This window comes from Kribbella speibonae (assembly GCF_004331375.1).
Classification (GTDB): domain Bacteria; phylum Actinomycetota; class Actinomycetes; order Propionibacteriales; family Kribbellaceae; genus Kribbella; species Kribbella sindirgiensis.
Map to the genome: position 1 here is coordinate 2322400 of NZ_SJKC01000001.1, position 15026 is coordinate 2337425.

The 15026-nt window shown below is 67.7% G+C and carries 16 protein-coding genes; 5 read left to right on the forward strand and 11 right to left on the reverse strand.

From position 1 onward, the window contains the following. Positions 1-8 precede the first annotated feature (8 nt). The 3 genes from E0H92_RS11740 to E0H92_RS11750 all read right to left on the reverse strand — a co-directional run bounded on the left by E0H92_RS11740 (position 9) and on the right by E0H92_RS11750 (position 1844). Positions 9-554 carry a Uma2 family endonuclease gene (locus E0H92_RS11740; protein WP_131496215.1) on the reverse strand — a complete coding sequence of 182 codons (546 nt, stop codon included), beginning with the start codon at positions 552-554 and terminating at the stop codon, positions 9-11. A 109-nt stretch (positions 555-663) separates the two neighbouring features. Further along, the gene (locus tag E0H92_RS11745) at positions 664-1167 is read right to left on the reverse strand and encodes a Uma2 family endonuclease (RefSeq protein ID WP_131467398.1); all 504 of its coding nucleotides are present in this window, start codon (positions 1165-1167) and stop codon (positions 664-666) included. Then, a complete protein-coding gene (locus E0H92_RS11750; protein WP_131496216.1) occupies positions 1164-1844 on the reverse strand; it encodes a DsbA family protein in 681 nt (226 codons plus the stop codon). Before E0H92_RS11750 ends, E0H92_RS11745 begins: the two co-directional genes overlap by 4 nt. Positions 1845-1904: 60 nt before the next feature. On the opposite strand from E0H92_RS11750, the gene E0H92_RS11755 reads away from it, so the two are divergent. After that, positions 1905-2498 (forward strand): TetR/AcrR family transcriptional regulator, encoded by a 594-nt coding sequence (locus E0H92_RS11755; RefSeq protein WP_131467400.1) that lies wholly within the window; start codon positions 1905-1907, stop codon positions 2496-2498. Here the strand turns inward: E0H92_RS11755 and E0H92_RS11760 are convergent. Beyond that, positions 2479-4176 carry an IucA/IucC family protein gene (locus E0H92_RS11760; RefSeq protein ID WP_131496217.1) on the reverse strand — a complete coding sequence of 566 codons (1698 nt, stop codon included), beginning with the start codon at positions 4174-4176 and terminating at the stop codon, positions 2479-2481. The two genes, E0H92_RS11755 and E0H92_RS11760, sit on opposite strands and share 20 nt — an antisense overlap. Beyond that, positions 4176-4763 carry a GNAT family N-acetyltransferase gene (locus tag E0H92_RS11765; RefSeq protein WP_131496218.1) on the reverse strand — a complete coding sequence of 196 codons (588 nt, stop codon included), beginning with the start codon at positions 4761-4763 and terminating at the stop codon, positions 4176-4178. Before E0H92_RS11765 ends, E0H92_RS11760 begins: the two co-directional genes overlap by 1 nt. A 138-nt stretch (positions 4764-4901) precedes the next feature. Between E0H92_RS11765 and E0H92_RS11770 the strand changes: the two genes are divergently transcribed. Further along, positions 4902-5573, forward strand: coding sequence for a GOLPH3/VPS74 family protein (locus E0H92_RS11770; protein ID WP_131467403.1), 672 nt, complete (start codon positions 4902-4904; stop codon positions 5571-5573). Here the strand turns inward: E0H92_RS11770 and E0H92_RS11775 are convergent. The 3 genes from E0H92_RS11775 to E0H92_RS11785 are packed head-to-tail and all read right to left on the reverse strand — an operon-like array spanning position 5559 to position 9051. After that, entirely contained in the window at positions 5559-7124 is a 1566-nt protein-coding gene (locus E0H92_RS11775) for an AMP-binding protein (protein WP_131496219.1), read from the reverse strand. The two genes, E0H92_RS11770 and E0H92_RS11775, sit on opposite strands and share 15 nt — an antisense overlap. Next, on the reverse strand, positions 7124-8245 hold the full coding sequence (locus tag E0H92_RS11780) for a DUF5938 domain-containing protein (protein WP_131496220.1): 1122 nt from the start codon (positions 8243-8245) through the stop codon (positions 7124-7126). Before E0H92_RS11780 ends, E0H92_RS11775 begins: the two co-directional genes overlap by 1 nt. Continuing rightward, entirely contained in the window at positions 8245-9051 is an 807-nt protein-coding gene (locus tag E0H92_RS11785; RefSeq protein WP_131467406.1) for an SDR family NAD(P)-dependent oxidoreductase, read from the reverse strand. The genes E0H92_RS11780 and E0H92_RS11785 overlap by 1 nt, the downstream gene beginning before the upstream one ends. 179 nt (positions 9052-9230) lie before the next feature. On the opposite strand from E0H92_RS11785, the gene E0H92_RS11790 reads away from it, so the two are divergent. Further along, on the forward strand, positions 9231-9857 hold the full coding sequence (locus E0H92_RS11790) for a TetR/AcrR family transcriptional regulator (RefSeq protein ID WP_131467407.1): 627 nt from the start codon (positions 9231-9233) through the stop codon (positions 9855-9857). A 21-nt stretch (positions 9858-9878) separates the two neighbouring features. Next, positions 9879-10418, forward strand: coding sequence for a hypothetical protein (locus E0H92_RS11795; protein WP_238153416.1), 540 nt, complete (start codon positions 9879-9881; stop codon positions 10416-10418). On the opposite strand, the gene E0H92_RS11800 is transcribed toward E0H92_RS11795, so the two are convergent. Together E0H92_RS11800 and deoD are read right to left on the reverse strand one after the other, a co-directional pair. Next, complete coding sequence (locus E0H92_RS11800) at positions 10406-10936, reverse strand: hypothetical protein (protein WP_238153417.1); 531 nt, start codon at positions 10934-10936, stop codon at positions 10406-10408. The genes E0H92_RS11795 and E0H92_RS11800 overlap by 13 nt on opposite strands. Positions 10937-10950: 14 nt before the next feature. Continuing rightward, on the reverse strand, positions 10951-11664 hold the full coding sequence (gene deoD, locus E0H92_RS11805) for a purine-nucleoside phosphorylase (protein WP_131496221.1): 714 nt from the start codon (positions 11662-11664) through the stop codon (positions 10951-10953). A gap of 39 nt (positions 11665-11703) precedes the next feature. Here deoD and nudC point away from each other — a divergent pair, with 39 nt between their 5' ends. Continuing rightward, positions 11704-12627, forward strand: a complete 924-nt coding sequence (gene nudC, locus E0H92_RS11810) for an NAD(+) diphosphatase (RefSeq protein ID WP_238173382.1) — start codon at positions 11704-11706, stop codon at positions 12625-12627. Here the strand turns inward: nudC and E0H92_RS11815 are convergent, their stop codons facing one another. After that, positions 12628-14988: a hypothetical protein gene (locus tag E0H92_RS11815; protein ID WP_238173383.1), complete on the reverse strand. Its 2361-nt coding sequence runs from the start codon at positions 14986-14988 to the stop codon at positions 12628-12630. Between the last annotated feature and the right edge of the window lie 38 nt (positions 14989-15026).

Below are 15026 nucleotides of genomic sequence, written 5' to 3' on the forward strand. Positions count from 1 at the left end.
CGCAGTTGCTAGACGACGAGGTCGGCGGGGACGACGCGTACCGGGAACGGCAGGGTGGCCTCGAACGCTTCCTTGCCGGTGACAACTGCGCGCGCGACGTACGTGTCGCCGTCGAGCTCGAGCACGGTGAGCTCTTCGTTGGCGGGATCGAAGATCCAGTACGACGCGACGCCGGCCTGCTCGTACAACCGTCGCTTGAGCAGCCGGTCCGCCAGACTCGTCGACTGCGACAGGACCTCGACCGCCAGAAGCAGCGGCTTCTCGATCGTCTTCTCACCGACGTCCTTCCGGCGGCAGACAAGTACGTCCGGTTGCACCGACCGCGTAGGCGTCGGCCTGAAGTCGACCGGCGCGACGAACACCTTCAGATCCTCTGGGCAGCGCCCTCGGAGAGCAACTGCCAGTTCGAGCACCGCGGTCTGATGCAGCGGCAACGGCGCGGGGGTCACCAGCAGTGTCCCGTCGACCACCTCGTAGCGGTTCCCGTCGTCGGGAAGCGTTTCGAGATCGGCCAGCGTGAAGTTCCCCGGCTCAAGTGTTTCCACGTATCCCATCGTGGTGCCTCCTTCTCGATCACACAACCATCATGAGGGCGTGCAGCCGGTGGTTTGGGCCGTTTTGGTGATCTGCCCCTGGATGCCCCGGGATTCCCCGATCGGTGGGTCATTTGGTGAGGGCGGCAGGACAGAGGGTTAGGGGAAACGGGTGGGTGGTGTGGAAGGTTTCTTCGGATTGGAGGACGGCTTGGCAGGTGTAGCCGGTGGGGGTTAGGGCGAGGATGGTTAGTTCCTGGGTTGTGGGGTCCAGGAGCCAGTACGACGGGATTTGGTGGGTCTCGTAGACGGCGCGTTTGATGACCACGTCTGTGGAGCGGGTGGTGGGGGAGAGGACTTCTACGGCCAGGACGGGTGGGGTTGTGAGGAGTTGCGGGCCGGCGTCGGTGCGGTGGCAGACCAGGAGGTCGGGGCGGAGGGTCGTGGTGAGGTTGGGGCGGTAGGCGAGGGAGTTGACCGCGACCAGGAGGTCGGGCGGGCAGGCGTGTTTCAGCAGCACCATGAGGGCGATGACAGCGGCGTGGTGGGCGGGTGGCTGCGGGCCGGTGATCAGCAGGCGCCCGTCCAGCACCTCGTACCGCCGGCCGTCGGGTGGTGCGGAAACTGTGGTCACCGCATCAGCTTGACCGATTTCGCCGTACCGCCGTCGGAGTTATCCACAAGGTCGAACGCCGGCATCGCGACCTGGGCCGGGGACAGCGCGACGAAGGTGGGGTCGGCGGTGAGGATCGTGAGGGCGTCCCAGAGTTCGAGTCCGTGCTCGGGCGTGACGGGCGCGGACAGTACGGCGCCACGGAACAGGACACTTGGTCCGTTGGCCAGGGTCGGTACGACCGGTGCGCTATCGGACAGTGCGACGAGTCTCGCGTTGGAGGCCTCGATCGACGCGTCCCATCGGTGGTCGTCCGCCGCGTCGAGCCAGGACGGCGCCAGGCCCGCGGCAGCGAGGGCCTCTTCGAGTACGGCGGTCGTCGGCGCCTGAGGTGGTCCCGGGACGAACACGCGCCCGCCCCACGCGAGGTACAACCGCTCGATCGCGCGCTCCTGATCAGCCGCCCGGAGGGCCTCGAAGATCCGGAGCAGCCGGAGCGATTGTTTGCTCGCGGCAACAGCGATCATCCGGACGAATTCGGGCACCCCGTCCAGCGGCCGGTCGCCGTCGCGCATCCAGAGGCTGTACGAGCGGAAGGTCAACTGCAGCTCCCGCGATGGCGCGACGGCGGTCAGCCAGCGCACGGCCAGCCAGCTCCACGGGCAGGCGGGGTCGGCGTACAGGTCCAAGGTTTTCATCAGATCCCCTATCTGTTCATCAGAGTAAGACTATGATGAACAGAGTGATAGCTTGACGGCATGGCTGTCAAGGACTCGCATCGCGCCCGGCAGGCGCAGGCGACCAAGGAACAGGTGGCGCGGGCGGCTCGCGTACTGTTCCGGCAGCAGGGGTACGTCGCCACCACGATCGCGGCGATCTCCGACGCGGCCGAGATTCCGGCGCAGACGATCTACTCGGCGTTCGGCAACAAGCCGGCGATCCTGCGCGAGATCGCGCGGATCTGGATCGCCGAGGCGGACACCCGGCGGCTCGCGCAGGAGTCACTCGCCCTCGCCGACCCGGCCGAGCGCCTCCGGGCCGCCGCGCATTGGAACACCCGCCAGTTCGTGGCCGGCATCGACGTCATCCAGATCTACCAGGAGGCCGCACGCGCCGACCCGCGGATGGCCGACGAGATGCAGCGCGTCTGGGCCGCGCGCGAGCACGAGCTGAAGCTCTACCTGGAGAGCTTCGACGGCGACCTCGCCCAACCGCAGGACCGCGCGCTCGACATCTTCCTCGCCTGTACGACGGCCGAGGTCTACCGCCTGCTGGTCAGCGATCGCGGCTGGTCAGAGGCGGAGTACGAGACCTGGCTCGGCGACACCCTGGTCAGTCAGCTGCTTCCGTGACGAGCGGGTTGTCCAGTGTGCCGACGAACTGCAACGACCCCGCCACGTCCGTGAGGTCGACCATCTGCTGGTTGTTGCGCAACTGGAGGCGGTTCAGGCAGGACAGCGCGAAGGAAGGCGCGAAGATGTCGTACTTCGCGAACGCCTCGGCCAGCTCCGGTGTCGCCGCCTGGTAGTCGCGGATCGCCTCCGAAACCACGGACCAGAACTCCGCAGGCGTCAGCAGCCCTTCACGATCCAGCAACGGCGACAGGAACCGGAAGATGCAGTCGAAGACGTCCGTGAAGATCGACAGCAGCTTCTCGTCGTCCGGTACGTCGGCCCGCACCCGCTCCGCCTCGGGCGGCACCACGGTCGACGGGCTCAGGACCGCGATCTCCTCGGCGATGTCCTTCATGATCACCCGGATCGGGATGGCGTCGCGCAGTACCAGGATGAGGTTCTCGCCGTGCGGCATGAACACCAGTTCGTACGCGTAGAAGCTGTGCAGCAACGGGATCAGGTACGCGTCGACGTACGCGCGCAACCAGTCGGCTGGCGCCAGACCGGAGGCCCGGACCAGTGCCGCGGCCACCGATGCGCCGTGCCGGTCGACGTGCAGCAGGGACGCCATCGTCGCCAGCCGCTCGCCGGGCTCCAGCGACGGCACCGGGCTCTCGCGCCAGAGCGCCGACAGCATCTTCCGGTACGGCGAGGTCTTGTCGGTCGCGTTCTCGTAGTACCGATTGTGGTACCCGGCCGCCGCGATCTCGCGCAGCACGGTGAACCCGTACCGCTTGAGCACAAGGTCGTTCGAGACGACGGAATGCACCCAGTCGTTGATCGCCGGCGTCGCGGCCATGTACGACGGTGACAGCCCGCGCATGAATCCCATGTTGAGCACCGACAACGCCGTCTTCACATAGCACCGGGACGGCTCGGACCGGTTGAAGAACGTCCGGATCGACTGCTGCGGTTGATAAACGTCATCGGTCGACCCGAGATGAACAATGTGCCGCAAAGCTATGTCCGCGGCGAAGGTGATCGACGTCTTGTTGTCCCACTGCCACGGATGCACCGGCAGATAGACGTACTCTGCCGGATCGGCGACCGTAGCGAATCGCGCCAGCACGTCCTCGCCCAACTCCGACTGCATGAGCGAGTCGAAATCCACGGAGGAACTACAAGAAACGGTGGTTCGGTCCCGCCGGGTCGCGATCCAGGTCAGTTGCACGCCCGCGCCGGTCTCCGGCGCGTAGGCCAGGTAGTCCGTGAGCCCGAACCCGAGCCGCCCGTTGTTCGCGACGAAACACGGATGCCCCTCGGTCATCCCGGCCTCGATGGTCTGGAAGTCCGCGGTGACCAGGTCGGTGGCCGTCAGGTCCGGCTTCGACAGCTTGTACGCCGCCGACGCCAGCGTGCTGCTGATCTCCTCGAGGTACACGGGCAGCATCTCGCGCCCGATCCCGAGCTGCTCGTGGAACTCGGTGATGAACTCCAACGCGTCGACCGGCGCGCCGTCCTCGCGAACAACGTCCGAGATATCCCAATGATTCAAGGGATAACGCCGGGCCGCGAAACTGTACCGGCCGAGGACAAAGCGATTGCCATCAGCAACAGGTTCGAGAATGCGCTCGTGGGTGAACTCCGCCAGCGCTTTCCGGACCAGTGCCTGGTTGACCGTTGCCCAGGAATCCATCAGCCCGCCTCATTCATTCGGTGTGCGTCGGCGTACTGGTCGCGGGTGCAGAAGCTCAACCACGCCTGCTTGTCCGGCAACGTCACGATGCTGTGCTTGCGGAATCCCATTCGCGCGTTCAGCGCCTGGATCTTCGCGTTCCGTACGTCGGGCTCGACCACCACACGGTCGACCAGCGGATCGCTGAACAGGCTGTCCATGATCGTCTCGAACACCGCCCCGGTGAACCCGGGGATCGGCGTGACCGGAGGTCCGACCAGGACGTGCATGCCGACGTCACCCGGCGCCACGTCGTACACCTGTCCGACCGCGTCGTCCGCCGGCGCGTACCGCTCCATCAGGAACGCAGGCCGACCGTCGTGCTCACCGAGGAACGCGCGGTGGTGCGCCGTCAAGGCGATCCGGAGGTACTCCGCGTGCACGTCGGCGACGGACGCGGTCAGCAGACCCCAGTACCGCGCGTACGGCTGGGTGACCCAGCTGTGCAGGGTGGTCACGTCCTCGGCGAGGTCGAACGGCCGGAGGCTGAGGGTGCCGAGGCCGGCGACGAAACGCCGGTACGTCGGCTCGGGCAGTGCTCGGGTCATGGCGGATGCTCCCAGGCTGGGCGGGCGTGTAAGCTAAGGCTTACCTTACCTGGACTGATCCAACCATCCCAGGACGGACCCGTGAAGTAGCCCGCGCGGCGGATGTGCCGAACCGCACATCCTGCCTACGTTGGTGACATGTTGATCGCCGAGGACCTGCTGCTGCTCCTGTACGACGACGAGACCGGCAAGCCTGTTGCCGGGTCGCCAGGCCTGGACTACGCGCTGGCCGGCGCGGTGCTGATCGAGCTGACGCTGAACCGGAAGCTCGACATCACCATCGACGGCAAGACGGGCCGTCTGCAGGTGCTGGACGGCGCACCGACCGGGGACCCGATCCTGGACGAGCGCCTCGCGTACGTGGTCAACAAGCCCGGCAAGAAGCCGAAGGACCAGATCGGCGCGCTCTCGAAGCGGCTGCGCAACCAGCTGCTGACACGGCTCGCGGAGCGGGGTGTGCTGGAGCAGGACGAGGGCAGGGTGCTCGGACTCTTCCCGGTGACCCGCTGGCCGGCCAAGGATGCGCGGCACGAGCAGGACGTGCGGGCCAGGCTGGAGAGTGTGCTGAAGGTCGGTACGGCGCCGGACGAGCGCACTGCCGCGCTGGTCGCGCTCCTGAGCGCGCTGAACGTCGTACCGAAGGTCATCACCGATGCGGTGGACAAGAAGGCGCTGAAGCAGCGGGCGAAGGAGATCGCCGACTCGGACTGGGCCGCCGCCGCAGTGAAGAAGGCAGTCACCGAGATGCAGGCCGCCGTCACTGCCGCCATCGTGGTCGCGTCGACCGCAGGAGCATCAGGCAGTAGCTAACCGGGCCTTGATCTCCGGCTTGACCACCTTGCCGACCTTGGAGCGTGGCAGGTCGGGCCAGACGAGCACCTCCTTCGGCGCCTTCACGCTGCCGATGCGAGCCTTCGCGAACGCGATCAGCTCGTCCGGCTCGGCCGCACTGCCCGGCTGGAGCTGTACGACGGCGACGACCCGCTCGCCCCACTTCTCGTCCGGCAGACCGATCACCGCGCAGTCCTGTACGTCGGCGTGCGCCATCAGCGCCTGCTCGACCTCGGTGGAGTACACGTTGAAGCCACCGGTGATGATCATGTCCTTCGCGCGGTCGACGATGTAGAGGTAGTTGTCGTCGTCCAGGTACCCGATGTCGCCGGTGTGGTGCCAGCCGTGCGCCGAAGCCGCTGCGGTGGCCTCGGCGTTGCGGTAGTAGCCCTGCATCACCAGCGACCCGCGCACCACGATCTCCCCGCGCTCACCGTGCGGGAGCAGCGTCCCGTCGGCGCCCATGATCGCCACCGTGACCAGCGGGGACGGCCGTCCCGCGGATGACAGCCGTCCCCGGGCGACGTTGCCGCCGGCATCGAAATGTGCGGCGGGCGGCAACATCGAGATCATCATCGGCGCCTCGGTCTGCCCGAACAGCTGGGCCATCACGGGACCGATCCGGTGCAGCGCCTCTTCGAGCCGGGCGACCGACATCGGCGCAGCGCCGTACCAGAAGCACCTCAGTGAGGACAGGTCCGTGGAGTCGAGCTCCGGCGCTGCCAGCACCATATAGATCAGCGTTGGCGGCAGGAACGTGTGCGTCACCCCGTGCCGCGGTATCAGCTCCAGGAACGCGTGGACGTCGGGAGCTCGCATGATCACGATCTCGCCGCCGGACGCGAGCACGGGGAAGCACAGCACACCTGCTGCGTGTGTCAGCGGTGCCAGCGCCAGGTAGACCGGCCGCTCGCCGAACGGGTACCCGATCAGCGTGAGCGCGGTCATCGTCTCCAGGTTGCTGTTGCTGAGCATGACTCCCTTGGGACGCCCGGTCGTGCCACCGGTCCCGACGATCATCGCGAGATCATGCGGGTCGGTCAGATCGGGTGCCGGCTGGGACGCGCCCCCGCAGAACGCGTCCCAGCCGACAGTGCTCCGGCCGCTGGGGTGGGGGGTCGGGCCGGAGCTGGAGGGCTCCCCGTCGAGGCACACGAACGTGTGGACCTTCGGCAGTGAGTCCCGTATGCGGTCCACCAGTGGCGCGAACGCCGCCTGGTAGATCAGTACTTCGCAGTCGAACTGGTCGAGCAGTTCACGGTTCTCCGCGGCCTCGTTGCGCGGGTTGATCGGGCACCAGACCGCACCGGCCCGGCTGATCCCGAACACGCAACTGAAAGCCACGGGGTCGTTTGCGGACAGGATCGCCACCTTGCCGCCGGGCTGTACGCCGGTTGCCGCCAGCGCGCCCGCGATCCGGTACGAGAGCTGCTGTACGTCGGCGTACGTCAGCGTCTCGCCGTCCGTGGTCAGACAGGGGGCGTCCGGCGCCAGCGACGCCCCCTTGTCCAAGTACTCGACCAATCGCATCAGCGTTGCACCGTGAGCTGTGGTTCCGACACGAGCCCGAAGCTGCGCAGTACTCCGAGCAGCTCACGGTGACCGAACGCCTGGCAGCCACTCGCGAAACCGACCCGCTTCGGCGGCGTCTGCAGCAGCGAGTACGCCGCGTACGCCTGGAGCAGACCGGTCTGCTGGTAGTTGCTGTTGCCGTGGATGACACAGTGCGCCCGCCCGAGCGGTCCGGACGCGTGCACCGAGTCCAGCGTCTTGTTGACGCGTGGGTTCTCCCGGGGCGGCATCTCGTTCATCACCTGGCGAGCGGTCTCGGTCAGGGCGGTGTTGCGGTCGTCGGGCGACATGTCCTTCGTGGCTTCCAGTGCTGCTGCAACGATCTGCGGGACCCCGTTCATCAGTGCGGCGTTGAACACACCGCCCTGTGCCTTGCAGTTCGCCACTCGAGGATCGCGCTTGAACCACACCGGGTGCGACATGCCACCCCAGGGCAGTGACAGCGCGAGCTCGTGCTGGCCGGGGACCACCAACGGCACCAGACCCTGCTCAGGGAACTCGGCGTACTGGTTGTTCTCCAGGTAGTGCGCCTTCGACGTCGCAGCGTTCACCAGAATCGTGCGGGTCGAGGCGATCGTCGGACTGCCGCCCCAGAAGACGGCGACGTCCAGAGTGTCCAGACCGGGCTGCTCGAGGCACAGCTGCGCAGCGATCTCGCTGGTGGTGTACATCTGCGCGATCCCCGGGGCCAGCACCAGGTTGGCCTCGGCGAACTGCGGACCGTACTTCTCGTCGCAGGTCATCAGCCAGTCCTGCTCACCGGTCGTGTCGGTGTAGTGCGCACCTGCTGCGAGTGCTGCTTCCACAGCCGCCGGACCGAGCTCACTGAACGGTCCGACCGTGTTCAGCACGACGGAGGCGCCCTTGAACAGATCAGTAAGCGCAGCGACGTCGTGGTCGACTGCTGCGACCTCGTAGTCGGCTGTCTCGATGCCAGGGACATGCGAGTCCATGGAGGCCTTGAGCTTCGCCTCGTCACGCCCGGCCGCAACAAACGGCACGTGGTACTGGCGCAGGTACTCACACACCAGCCGCCCGGTGTAGCCGGACGCGCCGTAGACAACAACAGGCTTCGCCATCACATTCCCATTCCGCCGTCGACGGGCAGGCCGATGCCGGTGATGAACCGGGACTCGTCGGACGCGAGGAAGACGACCGCGTCGGCCATGTCCGCGACCTCGCCGAGCCGGCCGGCGGGGGTCAGCCCGATCACCGCGGCGACGGCGGCGTCCGGCGACTCGAACAGTCCGAGTTGGGCCACGTCGTTCGCCAGGCCCGCGCCCATCGCGGTCGGCACCAGGCCCGGGTAGATGCAGTTGACGCGGACGCCGTACCCGAGTTTGCCGGACTCCATCGCGGCGACCCGGGTCAGCCGGTCGACGGCGGACTTGGTCGCGGAGTACACGGCGATGCCGGGGAACGCGATGGTGGCGGCGACCGACGCGACGTTGATGATCGCGCCGCCCTGGCCGGCCAGGCCCTCGGGCCGCATCGTCCGCAGACCCCACTTGATACCGAGCGTGGTGCCGAGGACGTTCACGTCGAGCATCTTGCGGATCTGGTCCGCGGTGACCTCGGTGAGCAGGCTGGTGATCTCCACCCCCGCGTTGTTCACCAGGATGTCGAGGCCGCCGAGGATGTCGTTCGCGGCGACGACCGCGTTCTCCCAGTCGCCGTCGTCGGTGATGTCGTGGGCGACGAAGCCGTTGCCGGCGCCGTACTCCTGGTCGAGCGCGTCGGCGACCGCCGCGCCGACGTCCTTCTGGATATCGCTGATCACGACTTTGGCGCCGGCCGCGGCGAGGGCTTTCGCCATCCCCTCGCCGAGACCCTGCGCGCCGCCGGTGACCAGGGCCTTGCGGCCGGAGAGATCGAGTGAACCCATCTGACACTCCTTCGTGCTCGCTCGGGTTGTTTCACACTCTGGCCAGGCTTTTGACAGTCGTCAAGACTTTGTTTGACACTTGTCAAGAAATCTCCCCGCACCGGGACGCGCCTGGCCCGGGGCGGGGTACTCTGACCCATCGACCGGATCCGTCCCGAGCGCGAGAGTGGGTGATTGCCGTGGCGTCCGCTGCTGAGGAGCGGCCTGCCCGTGTCTCCGGGATCGACAAGATCGAGCGCCGCCGGGTCGCGCTGGCGGAGTCGGCGCTGAAGACGCTCGGCGAGCTCGGCTACGCGCGCACCAGCCTGCGCGAGATCGCGAACAACTCCGAGTTCACACACGGCGTCGTGCACTACTACTTCCGCGACAAGATCGACCTGATCAGCTACTGCGTGCGCTACTACAAGACCAAGTGCGCCCGGCGGTACGACGAGGTCGTCGAGACCGCGACCTCCGCCGACGAGCTCGGTGCGGGCTTCCTGGCGAAGATGACCCAGACTCTGGTCGAAGAGACGCCGATGCACCGCCTCTGGTACGACCTGCGCGCGCAGAGCATGTTCGAGGAGCAGCTGCGCGCAGATGTGGTTGCGATCGACCAGCTGCTGGAAGAGATGATCTGGCGCATCCTGAGCCGGTACGCCGAGCTGGTCGGAGGTGAGGCGGCTGTCGACGCGGCAACGGCGTACGCGCTGATGGACGGTCTCTTCGAGCAGGCCGTGGTCGGCTACGCCGGTGACCCGGCCGGTGCGCCGGAGCGCCTGGCCGACCGCGTCGGCCAGATTCTCCCGAAGCTCATCACGACCTGAGCACGACCTAAGCTGCGTCCCGTGATTGTGAAGCGGGTTCGGTCGGAGCCGGGCGGACTGGTCGATCTGGAGTTCACTGCGGACGGGTGGACGGCGACGCCGATCTTCGGGCGCCGGATGGACCCCTCACTGTGGTGCGTGGTTGTCATGGCCGGTGCGCTCGTGCTGGCGTGGCTGGCCGGGAACGCAGGTCTCGGTGGGTTCCGCACCGCACTCCTGGCCGTCGCCGCGGTCGCGCTGGTCGCGGCCGTGGTCCTGGTCGCGTTGGACCGCCTGGGTGACCTGTTCGGGGTTGCCACGATGACGACGCGGGCCCTGGCTCGGCGGCGGCTGCGGGCGGAGGCCAAGGGGATCACCGACGACCTGATGGAGATCGTCCCGCAGCCGGAGTTCGTCCCGGTGGTGCGGGTGCACCAGGCGCGGGTGGTCCGCGAGGTGCGCGGAACCGCCGTCGAGTTGATGCTCGACGACGGTTCCCTCAGGCGCTACCTACGGACGCGGGCCGGGCTGGTCGAGCCCTTCCAGCGGCTGCTGGGGGAGCGGTTGGTTCACTCCGCCTGACATGCGGTCTTGCAGAGCTTGTCGGTGATCGTCAGGTGCACGCCGGGCTCCTCGGTGTCGGTTTCGGCCGCGTAGCTCACCAGCCAGTCGCCGGCGGTCATCTCGGCGGACGGCTTGCCCTTCTGCGCGCCGTACCAGGTGACGATGTCCCCGGGCTGACTGATGTGCGCTACCTCGAGCGCCTTCGGCAGCACCTTGGCGATCGCGGCGGACGCGGTGTCAACCGGCCCGGCGGCGTTCACCGACACCACGGGCGGCCTGGGGTGGTCGCCGAGCAGGATCGACACCACGGCGCCTTCCGACGTACAGGCGGCGTATGCCTCGTCAGTACCGCAGGTGAAGCCCGCGCTGGTCAGCCCGGCGACCACTGCGGTCGCGTTGACGGGCGTCAACGTCTCGGGAGCCGACGACGGCGTGGATGCGGACGACGGAGCGGACGACGAAGCCCCCGGGTTCTCGGCAGGCTTGTTCGACGAGCAGGCGGCCAGCAGCAGGAGAGCGGCGATGGCGGTGGCCACGCTCCTGGTCCGGCTCAGACCGGCACCTCGATCGCTGCGTCGAGGGCGATCGTGATCATCTCGGAGAACGTCGTCTGACGCTCCTCCGCCGAGGTCACCTCGTGCGTGATCAGGTGGTCCGACACGGTCATGATGCCGAGCGCGCGACGGCCGAACTTCGCGGCCAGCGTGTAGAGCGCCGCGGCCTCCATCTCGATGCCGAGTACCCCGTACTCCGCGGTCCGCGAGACCAGGTCCGGGCGGTCGTTGTAGAACAGGTCACCGGAGAACACCTGGCCGACGTGCACGTTCAGCCCGGCCGCCTCGGCGGCGTCCACGGCCGCGCGGAGCAGCTGGTAGTCGGCGGTCGGCGCGTAGTCGATGCCGTGGAAGCGCAGCCGGTTCATCTGCGAGTCGGTGCTCGCGGACATCGCCACGATCACGTCGCGGACCCGGACGCTCTCCACCAGGGCGCCGCACGTCCCGACCCGGATCAGGGTCTGGACGTCGTACTCCTCGAACAGCTCGTTCGCGTAGATGGAGGCGGACGCCTGGCCCATCCCGGAGCCCTGCACGGAGATGCGCTCACCCTTGTAGATGCCGGTGAACCCGAACATGTTGCGGATCTCGGTGTAGCAGGTCACGTCCGACAGGTAGGTCTCCGCGATCCACTTGGCCCGCAGCGGGTCGCCCGGAAACAGCACCCGCGGTGCGATCTGCCCCTTCTCGGCGGCGATGTGAATACTCATGCGGGGATGCTCTCACGGGCGCGGGATATGTTGAGGCATGTGGCCTACTCCATCGCTCCTGGTTCGCTAGCTCTGTCCCGGTCCGTACTGGACCGCGCCGCCGACCGCCGCCGTGACGACGACTGGCTGGAGAAGGCCTGGGCCGCGCCCGAAACGCAGGTGGTGGTCGTGGCCGGCGACAAGATCCAGGTGGTCGACGACCGTTCCGCACTGCGGTTCGTGCGGCCGTCCGAGGCGCCGGAGGGGATCCGGATCTTCCTGGGCATCGACCGCGAGTCGGGGGCCGGGATGACCGCGGAGGGTCGCGCGGTGTTCGGCGTACTGGTCAGCGGTGAGGGTGACGAGTCGTACGGCGGACTGCGCGAGCTCGGCGCCGTGCTGAACGACCGTGAGGCCGGCATCGCCGTGCACCTGATCGGCTTGTCGAACTGGCACGCCGTCTACACGCACTGCGGGAACTGCGGCGAGCACACCGAGGTCGTGGAGGCCGGACACGTCCGGCGCTGCCCGGGGTGCGGGCTGTCGCACTTCCCGCGTAGCGACCCGGCGATCATCGTGCTGGTCACCGACGACCAGGACCGGGCACTGCTCGGCCGCAACGAGGCCTGGCCCGAGGGGCGGTACTCCACGCTGGCCGGCTTCGTGGAGCCCGGTGAGTCGCTGGAGGCCGCCGTACGGCGTGAGGTGCTCGAGGAGACCGGTGTGATCGTGGGACCGGAGGTCGAGTACGCGGGCAGCCAGCCGTGGCCGCTGCCCGCGAGCCTGATGCTCGGGTTCTACGCGAAGGCGACGAACTTCGACATCGACGTGGACCAGGACGAGATCGCCGAGGCGAAGTGGTTCACCCGGGAGGACCTCCGCGTGCTGGTCGAAGCCGGCACGATGGCCCTCCCGGGCGCGATCTCGATCTCCCGCCGCCTGATCGAAGGCTGGTACGGCGAGAGCCTCACCGGGAGCTGGTGATCACCGGCCCACGTCGGACCGAGCTGCGGCCACCACGATCAGAGTGCCTTCCCAGCGCTCGATGGAGCCGTCGGCCTGAAGCTTCTGGACCTTCTTGACGACAGCGGCGACGTAGGCGCTGTGGCTGGGCCAGTCCGCCTCTGCGTCCGGCAGTACGTCGGTCAACGTGCAGCCGTAGGTCAGGAAGCGGTTCTGGACGTGGCTGTCGATGTTCCCGGTCCAGACCGTCGGGCGGAGGTCGGACTGCGGACACCCGTCGACCGGTGGCGTGTACGACGCCAGGTTGGTCGGGTTGATGTATCCGTCCGGACGCAGCAGCGTGTAGTAGGTGCCGTCCGGCGTCTGGGTCAGCCGGTTGAGACCGTGGTCGCGGAGAACGGTCGTCTGGCCGCCCAGGATGTCCAGCACGAACAGCCGGCCGCCCGTCACGCCGTACAGGTACCCGTCGCGCCAGGACAGTGCGCCGTCCTGTGAGCCGGTGTAGCCGCTGAAGACAGGCAACGACCGCTTCACCGCGCCGGTCGACGGGTCGATGGCGAACACGATGCCATCGGCCAGACCCCAGATGTTGCCGTCCGGTCCGACGATCAGCTCGTTGATACTGGCCGCACCGGACACCGGAACGACGTCAGCGAGCACCTCTCCTGTGGACGGGTTCACCTTGACCAGATGGGCCTCACTGGCCCGCGGCTCGGTGCCCTGACCGCCCTCGATGCTCGAGCCCACCCAGACATCAGCACCGGAAGGCACGACGGAGGAGATGGTCTGGTCGGTCACCAGGTTGCGGTAGACCGTGTGGCCGCCCGTCGGTACGTCGTACACGGTCAGCGCGCCGCCGTACTCGCCGTACGCCGGTGTGGTGCCGACGTACACGCGGTTGCCGGCCGGGACCACGGCGACCGGCCTGTTCTGGTGGTCGCTGTCGACGAGGCTGAACAGTTCCTTCGGGTTGGTCGGGCTGTCCGGTTGGGTCGGGTCCCAGAGCGAGAGCCGGCCATACGGGTAGATACCGACGTACATCTTGCCGGCGCCGTCCCAGGCCCAGCCCTCCACCTGGCCCTGCCGGGTCGTGACGGTGGACTTGCCGGTTGCCGGGTCGTAGACGGAGGTCGCGCCGTTCAGATAGACGTTGACGAACACCTTGCCGGTGCTGGGGTCGGCCAGTGTGTGCATGAGCGGCGAGGGCACGTACTGGAACGGTGAGCTCCACTGCGCGAGAGTCCCGTCCGCCGGGTTGTAGCGGAACGTCCCACCGGAGTAGTTGCCGGCGAGGCCGTACAGCACCGGTACGCCGTTCTCGGTCACCCAGCCGTAGCCGATGGACGCGCCACGGGTCAGTGTGCGCGGCGGTGAGACCGGACCGACCGTGTTGGTGTCCAGGTCGTAGTGCGTGAGGGACAGGGTGTTGTTGGTGAAGTAGACGCCACCTGGTCCGGCCGCGGAGACACCGCGCGCAGCGATCGGGTAGTCCATCACCTGCTGGCCCGTGGTGCTGTCGGTGTACTTGACCTGCTCGCCGGTCACCGCGTCGACCACCACCAGACGGCTGCTGGCGTTCGCGAACACCTTGCCGCCGGCGTAGTCCAGGTCGATGAAGTCCTTCGCCGTCGTCCCCGGGGGAGTGATGTCCTCGACCACCTTGGTGTCGACGTCGATGCGGAGCAGCCTGGCGTTCGGAGTGGAGACGCCGACGAACAGCTTGTTGTGGTCGGGGTCGTAGACCGTGGACCGCGCGTACTGCTGCACCGGGTCCAGCGAGCCGTAGTCGGTGACCTCTCCGGTCGCCGCGTCGTACTTGAACGCGTGGGCGTTCGGGTACGTCCCGGCGTACACGTTGCCGGCCTGGTCGGAGGTGAGGCCGTAGATCTGGGACTGACCGGGGATGGGCTGACCCAGGTCGGTCACCTCACCGGTGACGGGGCTGTAGCGGTACAGGTGCGCGTTCGCGTAGGTGCCGAGGTAGACGTCACCGTTCGGCGTCACGACGATCGCCCAGCCGCCGGCGGCGCCCGCCAGCGGCACGGTGCGGATCAGTTGGCGGCTGTGCAGATCGACCACGTTCAAACGGGCGTTTTCACCCGCGGGTACGGCGTACACGACGTCACGGCCGTCCGGCGTATGGCCGATCGCGCCTTCCATGATCGTGAGCGAGCTGACCGGCGAGCCGAGGTCCTTGATGACATCGGCGGCGGACGGCGCGATCGGTCGCGTCGGGGTGCCGAGCGGCCAGTTCTCCGACGGGAACGGCTCCGGAAGGTCACCCGGCGGGGCCGCGGTGGCCTGCAGGCCACCCGTGGCGAGCAGGCCGAGTACTGCGGCGAAGGTCGTGAAGGCACGACGGAATGAACGGCGCGAGAACATGGGCGGACTCCCTGCGACGGCGTTCAGCGCAAGGTATA

Excerpts from the sequence above, each read along its gene's own strand:
- E0H92_RS11740 (WP_131496215.1), bottom strand. The coding sequence starts at position 554 with ATGGGATACGTGGAAACACTTGAGCCGGGGAACTTCACGCTGGCCGAT.
- E0H92_RS11775 (WP_131496219.1), bottom strand. The coding sequence starts at position 7,124 with ATGCGATTGGTCGAGTACTTGGACAAGGGGGCGTCGCTGGCGCCGGAC.
- E0H92_RS11760 (WP_131496217.1), bottom strand. The coding sequence starts at position 4,176 with ATGGATTCCTGGGCAACGGTCAACCAGGCACTGGTCCGGAAAGCGCTG.
- deoD (WP_131496221.1), bottom strand. The coding sequence starts at position 11,664 with ATGAGTATTCACATCGCCGCCGAGAAGGGGCAGATCGCACCGCGGGTG.
- E0H92_RS11770 (WP_131467403.1), top strand. The coding sequence starts at position 4,902 with ATGTTGATCGCCGAGGACCTGCTGCTGCTCCTGTACGACGACGAGACC.
- E0H92_RS11780 (WP_131496220.1), bottom strand. The coding sequence starts at position 8,245 with ATGGCGAAGCCTGTTGTTGTCTACGGCGCGTCCGGCTACACCGGGCGG.
- E0H92_RS11815 (WP_238173383.1), bottom strand. The coding sequence starts at position 14,988 with ATGTTCTCGCGCCGTTCATTCCGTCGTGCCTTCACGACCTTCGCCGCA.
- E0H92_RS11785 (WP_131467406.1), bottom strand. The coding sequence starts at position 9,051 with ATGGGTTCACTCGATCTCTCCGGCCGCAAGGCCCTGGTCACCGGCGGC.
- E0H92_RS11755 (WP_131467400.1), top strand. The coding sequence starts at position 1,905 with ATGGCTGTCAAGGACTCGCATCGCGCCCGGCAGGCGCAGGCGACCAAG.
- E0H92_RS11765 (WP_131496218.1), bottom strand. The coding sequence starts at position 4,763 with ATGACCCGAGCACTGCCCGAGCCGACGTACCGGCGTTTCGTCGCCGGC.
- E0H92_RS11750 (WP_131496216.1), bottom strand. The coding sequence starts at position 1,844 with ATGAAAACCTTGGACCTGTACGCCGACCCCGCCTGCCCGTGGAGCTGG.